Below are 12,011 nucleotides of genomic sequence, written 5' to 3'. Positions count from 1 at the left end.
TCCTCTACGATCGGGCGGTGCCCGTCGGACGGTTTTTCCTGCGGCTGGTGGACCTGCTTCCACTGCCGAGCCTGCGCACTCAGCGCATCATCGCCGCCGCGGTCATCCTCACCCAGGGCGGCATCGCCGTCACCGGCGCGATCGTCCGGGTGACCGCATCCGGGTTGGGCTGCCCGACCTGGCCGCAATGCTTCCCGGGCAGTTTCGTCCCGGTCCCGCACGCCGAGGTGCCCCGCATCCATCAGGCCGTCGAGTTCGGCAACCGGATGATCACCTTCCTGGTCGTGATCACCGCGATCCTGGCCGTGCTGGCCGTGATCCGCGCGCGGCGCCGCCGCGAGGTGCTGGTCTACGCGTGGCTGATGCCGGCGTCGACGGTCTTGCAGGCGGTGCTGGGCGGTATCACCGTGCTGGCCGGGCTGGCCTGGTGGACGGTGGCGATCCATCTGCTGGTTTCGATGGCGATGGTGTGGCTGGCCACCCTGCTCTACGTCAAGATCGGCGAACCCGACGACGGCGTGCCCACCGTGTTGGTGCCCAAGCCGCTACGGCATCTGACCCTGCTCGGCGCGCTGACATTGGCCGCGACGCTGGTGACCGGCACGCTGGTGACCGGTGCGGGTCCGCACGCCGGCGACAAGAGTCCGCAGCGCGCGGTGCCGCGGCTCGAGGTGGAGATCCCCACGCTGGTGCATATGCACTCCACGCTGCTGATCGTCTACCTGGCGCTGCTGGTCGGGTTGGCCGCCGGCCTGCAGGCGGTGTTCGCCCCGCGGCTGATCATGCGACGGCTGGCGGTGCTGGTGGCGCTGGTGCTGGCTCAGGGTTTGGTCGGCACAGTGCAGTTCTTCACCGGCGTGCCCGCGGCACTGGTGGCGTTGCACGTCGCGGGTGCCGCGGCCGCCACCGCGGCCACCGCCGCGCTATGGGCGTCGATGCGGCAGCGGACCGAGCCCAAGACGCTCGCACGCTGACTCGACCGCCAGCGCGAACGTCCGCTGCTGCAGCTCCCGGGTGGCCTCGTCGAGTTGGCCCCAGCCCAGCCCTGGCTCGATCACCTCGAGCTCCAGCAGCACCGGATTGTCGGCGCCACCGATGAGATCCACCCGGGCGTAGAGCAGCTCGCTGGTGGCGATGCCCAGGTGCCCGGCCGCCGCCTCCAGCGCGGCGACGCCCACATCCCACATCGCGAAGTCGGGATCGGCCGATGTCAGCTTCTCGGCCACGTAGGTGCCCGACTCGTCGAGGGTGGCTACCTCGCCTTCGGGCGGCAGCATCGGGCCCTTGGTGAACGCGTGCGACTGCCGGCCGCCGAGGAACACCAGGGCGGTCTCCCCCGCTTCGACGCGGGCGTCATAGGGCTGCACCAGCGCGGTGCGCCCGGAGTCCTGCAGGGCCGCGACGTGGGAGCGGGCGGCGCCGTGGTCGACGAACCGCCCGGTGTCGATCGAGCCGGCGCCGATCGCGGGCTTGACCACGATCTCCCCCTTGGGCAGCGTCACCTTCTGGCCGGGTTCGAAGAAGAACGACGACAGCGTGGGCACGCCCGCGTCGGCCAGGTCCTGCAGGTAGTGCTTGTCACTGTTCCAGGCCACCACCTCCGGCGCGTTCAGCAAGTTGCGCACCCGGCTGGTCCAGGCCAGGAATTCCTCGCGCCGTTCGGCGTAATCCCATGCCGCGCGCAGGATCACCAGGTCAGCACTTTCGGTCTGCGGATCGTCCCAGGACAGCCACCGGGCGTGCAGACCACGGCGGCGCAGTGCCGCGATCAGGCCCTCGTCGTCGCCATCGCCGGAGACCAGTTGCGGGCAGCCGGCCAGCACGATGCTCGGGTGGAAGACATCGGGACGTGCCAGCTTCGACGGTGGGGCCACAGCGGGGATGATAGTGACATGCACGCAATCGAAGTCGCCGAGACGGGCGGCCCCGAGGTCCTGAACTACGTCGAGAAGCCGAAACCCGAACCCGGCCCCGCCGAGGTGCTCATCGAGGCCGACGCGATCGGCGTCAACTACATCGACACGTACTTCCGCTCCGGCCTCTACCCGCGGGAGCTGCCCTTCGTGCTGGGTACCGAGGTGTGCGGGACGGTCGCCGCGGTCGGCGACGAGGTCGCCGCGATCAAGCCCGGCGACCGGGTGGTGACCGCCATGGCGACCGGCGCCTACGCCGACTTCTGCACGGCACCAGCCGATTTCATCGCCTATGTACCCGACAACGTCCCGTCGGATGCGGTCGCCTCGGCACTGCTCAAGGGTATGACGGCGCACTACCTGATCAAGTCGGTGTATCCGGTGCAGGCCCGCGATTACGTGCTCGTGCACGCGGGGGCGGGCGGGGTCGGACTGATCCTGACCCAGTGGGCGACCAGCCTGGGCGCGCGGGTGATCACCACGGCGTCGGGCCCGGAGAAGGCCGAGTTGTCGCGGCAGGCCGGGGCGATCGAGGTGCTCGACTACCCGGAGGACCCTGCCGATTTCGCGGCCACGATCCGTGAGCTCACCCACGGCCACGGGGTCGCCGCCGTGTATGACGGCGTTGGCAAGACCACGTTCGATGCCAGCCTGGCCAGCCTGGCGGTTCGCGGCACGCTGGCCCTGTTCGGCGCCTCCAGCGGGCCCGTCCCGCCCGTCGACCCGCAGCGGCTCAACGCGGCCGGATCGGTGTACCTGACCCGGCCCAACCTCGCGCATTTCACCCGGACGCCCGACGAATTCGCTTGGCGAGCAGGTGAATTACTGGATGCGATCTCGACCGGCTCGATCACGATCACCGTCGGCGGCCACTACCCGCTGGCCGACGCCGGCCAGGCACATCGCGATCTGCAGGGCCGCAAGACCACCGGCTCGATCGTGCTGCTGCCCTAGAAGAGCGTCGCGCCCTAGAAAAGAGTGGCGCCCTACAAAAGAGTGGGCAGCGCCAGCACCGAATCGACCGCCAGCGCGACGAACACCACGGCGAGGTAGTTGTTCGACTGCAGGAACAGCTTCAGCGGCTTCACCGGGTTCCCGCGGCGCACCCCGGCGTGCAGGGTGTGCGCCATCACCAGGAACCAGGCACCGGCCAGCGCCGCCACCGAGGCGTACAGCCAGCCGGCCGCCGGGATCAGCGCCAGCGTGGCGAGCACGGTGAGCCAGGTGTAGATCAGGATCTGCTTGGTGACCTGCAGCTCGGTGGCGACCACCGGCAGCATCGGCACACCCGCGGCGGCGTAGTCGTCCTTGTACTTCATGGCCAGCGCCCAGGTGTGCGGCGGTGTCCAGAAGAAGATGATCGCGAACATCACCAGCGCCTGCCAGCCGATCGTGTCGGTCACCGCCGACCAGCCGATCATCACCGGCATGCAGCCGGCCGCGCCGCCCCACACCACGTTCTGCGAGGTGCGGCGCTTCAGCAGCAGGGTGTAGACCAGCACGTAGAACGCGATGGTGGCCCCGGCCAGATGCGCCGAGAGCATGTTCGTCGTCCACCACAGCCAGAAGAACGACGCCACCGACAGCGCCAGCCCGAACACCAGCGCGTGGCTGCGGGGCACCGTGGCCCTGGCCAGCGTCCGGCGCTCGGTGCGCTTCATCAGCTTGTCGATGTCGGCGTCGGCCACGCAGTTGAGCGTGTTGGCGCCTGCCGCGGCCAGCAGGCCGCCGAACAGGGTGTTGAGAATCAGCGGGAGGTCGACGGTGCCGCGGCCGGCCAGCAGCATGGCCGGAATGGTGGTGACGAGCAGCAGCTCGATGACGCGGGGCTTGGTCAGATTGATGTATCCGAGGAGCCTGTCGCGGAATCGAATCGGCACCCCGTCAACGAGGTGCACTTCGCGAACTCTCACGCAACCGACTCCTGACACACGGCAATGCCGACGATCTACTACAGAGGATGGTAGACGCCGCCGCTGGACTAGCAGAACCGAAGGGTCGATTCACGGCGATTACATCGTGACGACACAGTTTCAGGTGCCGCGCTTCACCCGCGGGCAATGCTGGTCGCAGCACTATGCAGCAAGGGACCGACCGGCATTAGGGTGAACAAGGACCACCCCAGCTTGCCAGCCAATCTGACGATGCCAGGAGCGAGTGAGTGACAACTGTCGAAGAGATTGCCACGCTGACCCAGCCGCACCACCCCGAGGACTGGGCGGAGGTGGATTCGCAAGCCGTCGACACGGTGCGGGTCCTCGCCGCCGATGCGGTGCAGAAGGTCGGCAACGGACATCCGGGTACCGCGATGAGCTTGGCTCCCCTGGCGTACACGCTGTTTCAGCGGGTGATGCGGCATGACCCGAGCGACACCCATTGGCTGGGCCGCGACCGGTTCGTCCTGTCCTGCGGGCACAGCAGCCTGACCCTGTACCTGCAGCTGTATCTCGGCGGGTTCGGCCTGGAGCTCTCCGATATCGAGTCGCTGCGCACCTGGGGTTCGAAGACGCCGGGTCACCCGGAGTTCCGGCACACCAAGGGCGTGGAGATCACCACCGGCCCGCTGGGCCAGGGCCTGGCCTCGGCGGTCGGCATGGCGATGGCGGCGCGCTACGAGCGCGGGCTGTTCGACCCGGACGCCCCCGCGGGCACCAGCCCGTTCGACCACTACATCTACGTGATCGCCTCCGACGGCGACATGGAAGAGGGCGTCACCTCCGAGGCGTCGTCGATCGCGGGTACCCAGCAGCTGGGCAACCTGATCGTGTTCTGGGACAACAACGAGATCTCGATCGAGCACAACACCAACATCGCGTTCACCGAGAACACCCCGGCCCGCTACGAGGCCTACGGCTGGCACGTCCAGGTCGTCGAGGGCGGCGAGAACGTCGTCGGGATCCAGGCGGCGATCGAGGAAGCCAAGAAGGTCACCGACAAGCCGTCGTTCATCGCGGTGCGCACGATCATCGGCTATCCCGCTCCCACCAAGATGAACACCGGCGGTGTGCACGGCTCGGCGCTGGGCGCCGACGAGGTCGCCGCCACCAAGAAGGTGCTGGGCTTCGACCCCGACAAGTCGTTCGACGTGAGCGACAAGGTCATCGAGCACACCCGCAAGCTCGTCGACCGGGGCCGGGAGGCTCACGACAAGTGGCAGGGCGAGTTCGACGCCTGGGCAGAGCGGGAACCGGAGCGCAAGGCCCTGCTGGACCGGCTGTTGGCCAACGAGCTGCCAGACGGCTGGGACGCCGACATTACCTACTGGGAGCCGGGTTCCAAGCCGCTGGCCACCCGCGCCGCGTTCGGCAAGGTGCTCAACGACGTCGCGCCGAAGTTGCCCGAACTGTGGGGCGGCTCGGCTGATCTGGCCGGCAGCAACAACACCACCATCGAGGGCGTGAAATCGTTTGGCCCACCGTCGATCTCGACGGAGGACTACACCGCGGACTGGTACGGCCGGGTGCTGCACTTCGGCATCCGCGAGCACGCGATGGGCTCGATCCTGTCGGGCATCGTGCTGCATGGGCCGACCCGTGCGTTCGGTGGCACCTTCCTGCAGTTCGCCGACTATATGCGCGGCGCGGTCCGGCTGGCCTCGCTGATGGACATCGACACCATCTACATCTGGACCCACGACTCGATCGGTCTTGGCGAGGACGGCCCGACGCATCAGCCCATCGAACACCTGGCCGCGCTGCGCGCGATCCCGCGGCTGTCGGTGGTGCGTCCTGGTGACCCGAACGAGACCGCCTACGCCTGGCGCAGCATCATCGCCCGCGGAAACGGAAGCGGCCCGGTCGGTTTCATCCTGACCCGCCAGGGCATCCCGGTACTGGAGGGCACCAGCTCCGAGGGCGTGGCCAAGGGCGGCTATGTGCTCGGCGGCGGCAACCCCGCCGACGACGCCGACGTCATCATCATCGCCACCGGTTCCGAACTGCAGCTGGCCGTCGAAGCTCAAAAGCTGCTGGCGGACAAGGACATCAGGGCCTACGTGGTGTCGATGCCCTGTGTCGAGTGGTTCGATTCGCAGCCGCAGGAGTACCGCGACAGCGTGCTGCCGCCGGACGTGTCGGCCCGCGTCGCCGTGGAAGCGGGTATCGCCCAGAGTTGGTACAAGTACGTCGGCGACACCGGCGAGATCGTCTCCATCGAGCACTACGGCGAATCCGCCGATGACAAGACCCTGTTCCGCGAGTTCGGGTTCACCCCGGAGGCCGTCGCCGCGGCCGCGGAACGCGCAATCGACAACTGATCACCTGACCAACAACGAGGAGCAACCGTCATGGCGCAGAATCCCAACCTCGCGGCGCTGTCCGCCGCCGGCGTGTCCGTCTGGCTCGATGATCTATCCCGCACCCGGCTGCGGACCGGCAACCTGCAGAAGTTGATCGACACGGTCAGCGTGGTCGGTGTCACCACCAACCCGTCGATCTTCCAGGCCGCGCTGTCCCACGGCGATGCCTACGACGCACAGGTTTCCGAGCTCGCCGAGCGCGGCGCGGACGTCGACGCCACCATCCGCACCGTCACCACCGATGACGTCCGCGAGGCCTGCGACGTGCTGCGTCCACAATGGGAATCCTCCGACGGCATCGACGGGCGGGTCTCGATCGAGGTCGACCCGCGGCTGGCCCACGACACCGACAAGACCGTCCTGCAGGCCATCGAGCTGTGGAAGATCGTCGACCGGCCGAACCTGCTGATCAAGATCCCCGCCACCGAGGCAGGCCTGCCCGCGATCACCGCGGTTCTGGCCGAGGGCATTTCGGTCAACGTCACCCTGATCTTCTCGGTGGAGCGCCACCGCGCTGTGATGGACGCCTACCTCGCCGGGCTGGAGGCAGCCAAGCAGGCCGGCCACGACATCTCCAAGATCCATTCGGTCGCTTCGTTTTTCGTGTCCCGGGTGGACACCGAGATCGACAAGCGACTGGAGACGATCGGCTCCGACGAGGCGCTGGCACTGCGCGGGCAGGCCGGCGTTGCCAACGCGCGGCTGGCCTACGCCGCCTACGAAGAGGTGTTCGTCGGCGGTGAACGTTTCGCCCCGCTGGCCGAGGCGGGCGCGCTGGTGCAGCGACCACTGTGGGCGTCGACGGGCGTCAAGAACCCCGACTACTCCGACACCCTCTACGTCACCGAGCTGGTCGGCCCCAACACGGTGAACACCATGCCGGAGAAGACGATTGACGCGGTCGCCGATCACGGCGTCATCACCGGTGACACCCTCAGCGGTACCGCCACGGCGGCCCAGGAGGTGTTCGACGAGCTCGAGGCCGTCGGCATCGACCTGACCGACGTGTTCATCGTCCTGGAGAACGAGGGCGTGGACAAGTTCGAGAAGTCGTGGCAGGAACTGCTCGACGCGACCCAAGAACAGCTCAACACCGCGGCCAAATGACCGACGCAGCCACCCCGGCGGTGACCTGCGCGGGTGCGCCCGCAGATTGGCAGAACCCGTTGCGGGACAAGCGCGATAAGCGCATGCCCCGCATTGCAGGCCCGTGCGGGGTGGTGATCTTCGGCGTCACGGGTGACCTTGCCACCAAGAAGTTGATGCCGGCGATCTACGACCTGGCCAACCGTGGTCTGCTGCCGCCCACGTTCGCGCTGATCGGTTTCGCTCGGCGCGACTGGGCGGATGAGGACTTCGGCAATATCGTGCTGACCGCTGTCAAAGCGCATGCCCGCACCCCTTTTCGCCAAGAGGTGTGGGACCGGATCGCCGAGGGAATCCGCTTCGTACAGGGCGCTTTTGATGACGATGCCGCGTTCGAACGGTTGGCCGACACTCTGAAGAAGCTCGACGTGGAGCGCGGCACCGGCGGCAATCACGCGTTCTACCTGTCGATCCCGCCGAAGGCGTTCCCGCAGGTGCTCGAACAGTTGTCGAAATCAGGCCTGGCCACCAAACCCGAGGGCTGCTGGAGCCGGGTGGTGATCGAGAAGCCTTTCGGCCACGACCTGCGCAGTGCCGAAGAGCTGAACACGTTGGTCAACAGCGTCTTTCCCGAATCGTCGGTGTTCCGCATCGACCACTACCTCGGCAAAGAGACCGTGCAGAACATCCTGGCGCTGCGCTTTGCCAACCAGTTGTTCGACCCGATCTGGAATGCGCATTACGTCGACCACGTCCAGATCACGATGGCCGAGGACATCGGGCTCGGTGGCCGTGGGGGCTATTACGACGGTGTGGGTGCGGCACGCGACGTGATCCAGAATCACCTGTTGCAGCTGCTGGCGCTCACGGCGATGGAGGAGCCGGTCAGCTTCAGCCCCCAAGAGCTGCAAGCCGAGAAGATCAAGGTGCTCTCGGCCACGCGGCTGGTGGAACCGTTGGATGACAACACATCCCGCGGGCAGTACACCGCAGGGTGGCAGGGCAATGAGCAGGTTGTCGGATTGCTCGAGGAAGAGGGTTTCTCGACGACCTCCACCACCGAGACGTACGCCGCGATCACGCTCGACGTGGACACCCGCCGATGGGCCGGTGTGCCCTTTTATCTGCGGACCGGAAAACGCTTGGGTCGCAGGGTGACTGAGATTGCCCTGGTGTTCAAACGGGCCCCGCATCTGCCGTTCGACGACACCATGACCGACGAGCTCGGCAAGAACGCACTGGTGATCCGGGTGCAACCCGACGAGGGCATCACGCTGCGGTTCGGTTCCAAGGTACCCGGCCATGCCATGGAGGTCCGCGACGTCAACATGGACTTCTCCTATGGTGCGGCATTCGCTGAGGATTCACCCGAGGCCTATGAGCGACTGATCCTCGATGTTCTGCTGGGCGAGCCTTCGCTGTTTCCGGTCAACCAGGAAGTCGAATTGGCCTGGAAGATCCTCGATCCCGCGCTGGACAACTGGGCTCGATCTTCTGGCACATTGACACCCCCCGAGCCGTACGAGTCCGGCGGTTGGGGGCCGGAATCCGCGTTCGAGATGTTGCGCCGATCTGGGCGCGAATGGAGGCGCCCGTGATGAGCGTCAGCGAAGAGCGGAGACAGCAGAAGTGATCGTCGATTTGCTGGATACCACCACGAGTACGGTCAACAAGAAGCTGGATTCGCTGCGCAACGAGGGGGGCGCGATCACGATGGCCCGGGTGTTGACCCTGGTCATCGCACCCGATACCAGCGCCATTCTGGAAGAGTCGATCGAGGCGGCCAACAGTGCCAGTCACGAACACCCCTGCCGGGTGATCGTGGTGGTGCCCGAAGATCCGGACGCGACCGAACCCAAACTGGACGCTCAGATCCGCGTCGGCCACGACGCCGGCTCAGGTGAGGTCGTCGTGCTCAAGCTGTCGGGACCGCTGGCCAAACAGGCCAGCAGCGTTGTGACGCCGTTCCTGCTGCCCGACACTCCGGTGGTGGCGTGGTGGCCCGCGGTCGCCCCTGCTATTCCAGCCCAGGATCCATTGGGGCAGTTGGCGATTCGCAGGATCACCGATGCCACAAATGGCGCGGCCCCGCTGGAGTCGATCAAGAGTCGCCTCGAGGGATACACCGCCGGCGATACCGACCTGGCGTGGAGCCGGATCACCTACTGGCGGGCGTTGCTCACCTCGACATTGGACCAGGCACCGTTCGAGCCCATCACGTCAGCACTGGTTTCAGGCCTGAAAACCGAACCTTCCCTTGATGTCTTGGCCGGCTGGTTGGCCACCCGGATCGATGGACCGGTACAGCGGGCGGTCGGCGATCTGAAGGTTGAGCTGGTTCGCCCGACCGAGACGATCACATTGAGCCGCCCGCAGACGGAGGTGACCGCAACGCTGACGCGCACCGCCCGTCCCGACGCCAAGGTGCCGCTGGCACGCAGGGAGACCGGTGAATGCCTCGCCGAGGATCTGCGTAGGCTCGATGCCGACGAGATCTACCTTTCCGCACTCCAGGGAATCGACAAGGTGCAGTACATATGACCGAGATCATCGAGACCTACCCCGATACCGAAGCCCTGGTCGCTGCCGTCGGGGACCGGCTGGTTCTCGCGATCGTGGCCGCGATCGCGGCCCGTGGGCAGGCGTTCATCGTATTGACCGGCGGCGGAACGGGTATCGGCCTGCTCAAGCACGTGGGCGCGCACGACGAGGCGATCGACTGGCCCAAGGTGCACATCTACTGGGGTGACGACCGCTTCGTGCCTGCCGACGACGCCGAGCGCAATGACAAGCAGGCCCGCGAGGCCCTGCTCGATCACGTCGACATCCCGGCCGCCAACGTGCACGCGATGGCGGCCAGCGACGGTGAGTTCGGCGACGACCTGGACGCCGCGGCGCTGGACTACGAGGGCGTGCTGGCGGCGACCGCCGAGCCGGGTGAACCCACACCGGCCTTCGACGTGCACCTACTCGGGATGGGCCCCGAAGGCCATATCAACTCGCTGTTCCCGGACACCCCCGCCACCGCGGAGACCACCCGCCTGGTCGTCGGCGTCGAAGACTCCCCCAAGCCGCCGCCCCGGCGGATCACACTGACGCTGCCCGCCGTCACCCGCTCACGCGAAGTGTGGCTGGTGGTGTCGGGCGCGGCCAAGGCCGACGCCGTGGCGGCGGCCATCGGCGGCGCCAGCCCGGACGACGTTCCCGCGGCCGGTGCCGTGGGCCGAGAGGCCACGGTTTGGCTTCTCGACACCGAGGCAGCGAGCAAGCTGCAAGACTGAGCTCATGGTTGACAAGACGCCACCGCCCCGCACCGGCCGCGACCGGATCAAGACGCTGGCGCAGGCAGCGCTCAACGCCGACGTGACCGTCGACCAGCTCGACACCATCCTGACCGGGATGAGCGACGCCCTCACCGACCTCAACACGACGATGAGCGGAATGAAAGGCACCCTCGGGTATTTCGAGGAGACCCTGGTCGTGTTCAACTCCACACTGGCGCGTATCGACGATTTGGCACCCAGGCTGGATGCGGTCGTCGCGCGGATGGAAGGGATCGTCGAGCGGGTCGAGCGCATCGTGGGAATCGGCGAGGCGGTGTTGTCGCCGCTGGCTGCCACCGAGTCCGCGGTGCGCGGCGTGGTCAACGCGGTGCGCCGCGCGGGCCGTTAGCTGCCGCTCGGCGTCTGCACCCGTCCTCGAGCGGTGACCATCGGAAGTTCGGCGATCGAGCGCACGCCACTCGGTGCCGCCACCACCGCCGTCACAGCGTTGATCGCGGGCATCGCCGTCGTCGTGCCGATATCGAACGTCGTGAAATCGTCGGGGCGAAACGCGAGCTTGAGTGTCACGTTCGGCTCCCCCGTCACGTCAATCCGATACCCGTGCAGCAACTTCCACGCCGGCTCTTGCTGGGCGCCGGATAAGCCGCCGAGGGTCCAGATTGTGCGCATCTGCGCGATCGCAGTTCCCTGGCTGCGACCAGTCCAGGTCGCGTCGACACCACACACGGTGCCGGCGTCGATACGCATGAAGTCGAGATCGCGGTCGGCGACGGCGACGGCGCAGTCCACGGCGAGGTCATAATCGTCGACATCCAGGCCGATGCCTTGCGCGAGGCTGTCCAACGCCTCGCGATAATCGGGCTCGGCCTCCCAGAGGATTTCCCGAAGCCGGTCAGTGTCTGGCGGTCCGCCGAATCCGTAGCCCTCCCACATGGCGGCGCTGGCATACAGCCCGCAGTCCATCGACTCGGTGACGCGGATCGACCACACTTCGCGGCACATCGCGGTGGCGGCGAGCGCAAGCGACGGAACGTAGGCGGGGTTCATCCCCGTCCCGACCAGGGTCACCTCCCCCGCCAGAGCGGCCGCCCGGAGGCGAGCCCCCGCACCTGCCGGGTAGTGCTCGCCACTGACCAGTCGAGCGGTGGTCACCACGTTGATGCCTGCCCGAAGAATCCGTTCGAGCATGTCCACCTCGGGCCAATGTGGCATGTACACCACGCAATCCGGTTTCAGCGCAAGCAGGGCAGCCACGTCGTCGGTGGCGATGATCCCGGTGTCGGCCCGGCCGGCCAAAGCGCCGGCGTCGCAACCCACCTTGTCGGGTCCGTGCGCGAAAACTCCGACGAGTTCCAGGCGATCGTCGTCGAGGATCGCCCGAAGCGCGGAGGCACCGACGATCCCCGTCGTCCACTGCACGACCCGCACCGG

11 protein-coding genes are annotated in these 12,011 nt (G+C 67.1%); 8 read left to right on the top strand and 3 right to left on the bottom strand.

Annotated elements, in window-relative coordinates:
* Positions 1–44 precede the first annotated feature (44 nt).
* Complete coding sequence (locus tag SLQ31_RS22895) at positions 45–974, top strand: heme A synthase (protein WP_319436628.1); 930 nt, start codon at positions 45–47, stop codon at positions 972–974.
* Here SLQ31_RS22895 and SLQ31_RS22890 read toward each other — a convergent pair.
* The gene (locus SLQ31_RS22890) at positions 924–1,874 is read right to left on the bottom strand and encodes a hypothetical protein (RefSeq protein WP_319436410.1); all 951 of its coding nucleotides are present in this window, start codon (positions 1,872–1,874) and stop codon (positions 924–926) included. The genes SLQ31_RS22895 and SLQ31_RS22890 overlap by 51 nt on opposite strands.
* 18 nt (positions 1,875–1,892) lie before the next feature.
* On the opposite strand from SLQ31_RS22890, the gene SLQ31_RS22885 reads away from it, so the two are divergent.
* On the top strand, positions 1,893–2,867 hold the full coding sequence (locus SLQ31_RS22885) for a quinone oxidoreductase (RefSeq protein WP_319436409.1): 975 nt from the start codon (positions 1,893–1,895) through the stop codon (positions 2,865–2,867).
* Between the two features lie 32 nt (positions 2,868–2,899).
* Here the strand turns inward: SLQ31_RS22885 and SLQ31_RS22880 are convergent, their stop codons facing one another.
* Positions 2,900–3,826, bottom strand: a complete 927-nt coding sequence (locus SLQ31_RS22880; RefSeq protein ID WP_319436408.1) for a heme o synthase — start codon at positions 3,824–3,826, stop codon at positions 2,900–2,902.
* A 248-nt stretch (positions 3,827–4,074) separates the two neighbouring features.
* Between SLQ31_RS22880 and tkt the strand changes: the two genes are divergently transcribed.
* The 6 genes from tkt to SLQ31_RS22850 are packed head-to-tail and all read left to right on the top strand — an operon-like array spanning position 4,075 to position 10,968.
* Positions 4,075–6,168, top strand: coding sequence for a transketolase (gene tkt / locus SLQ31_RS22875; RefSeq protein ID WP_319436407.1), 2,094 nt, complete (start codon positions 4,075–4,077; stop codon positions 6,166–6,168).
* Between the two features lie 30 nt (positions 6,169–6,198).
* The gene (gene tal, locus SLQ31_RS22870) at positions 6,199–7,317 is read left to right on the top strand and encodes a transaldolase (RefSeq protein ID WP_319436406.1); all 1,119 of its coding nucleotides are present in this window, start codon (positions 6,199–6,201) and stop codon (positions 7,315–7,317) included.
* Entirely contained in the window at positions 7,314–8,894 is a 1,581-nt protein-coding gene (gene zwf, locus SLQ31_RS22865; RefSeq protein WP_319436405.1) for a glucose-6-phosphate dehydrogenase, read from the top strand. Before tal ends, zwf begins: the two co-directional genes overlap by 4 nt.
* Positions 8,895–8,925: 31 nt before the next feature.
* Positions 8,926–9,837: a glucose-6-phosphate dehydrogenase assembly protein OpcA gene (gene opcA / locus SLQ31_RS22860; RefSeq protein WP_319436404.1), complete on the top strand. Its 912-nt coding sequence runs from the start codon at positions 8,926–8,928 to the stop codon at positions 9,835–9,837.
* Complete coding sequence (pgl, locus tag SLQ31_RS22855; protein ID WP_319436403.1) at positions 9,834–10,577, top strand: 6-phosphogluconolactonase; 744 nt, start codon at positions 9,834–9,836, stop codon at positions 10,575–10,577. The genes opcA and pgl overlap by 4 nt, the downstream gene beginning before the upstream one ends.
* Positions 10,578–10,581: 4 nt before the next feature.
* Positions 10,582–10,968, top strand: coding sequence for an ATPase (locus SLQ31_RS22850; RefSeq protein ID WP_319436402.1), 387 nt, complete (start codon positions 10,582–10,584; stop codon positions 10,966–10,968).
* On the opposite strand, the gene SLQ31_RS22845 is transcribed toward SLQ31_RS22850, so the two are convergent.
* Positions 10,965–12,008 (bottom strand): dihydrodipicolinate reductase, encoded by a 1,044-nt coding sequence (locus tag SLQ31_RS22845; protein WP_319436401.1) that lies wholly within the window; start codon positions 12,006–12,008, stop codon positions 10,965–10,967. The two genes, SLQ31_RS22850 and SLQ31_RS22845, sit on opposite strands and share 4 nt — an antisense overlap.
* Between the last annotated feature and the right edge of the window lie 3 nt (positions 12,009–12,011).

The sequence above is a fragment of the Mycobacterium sp. RTGN5 genome (assembly GCF_033804465.1).
Classification (GTDB): Bacteria; Actinomycetota; Actinomycetes; order Mycobacteriales; family Mycobacteriaceae; genus Mycobacterium.
The sequence above is the reverse complement of the archived record's forward strand: the minus strand, read 5'-3'. Positions and strand labels throughout refer to the sequence as shown.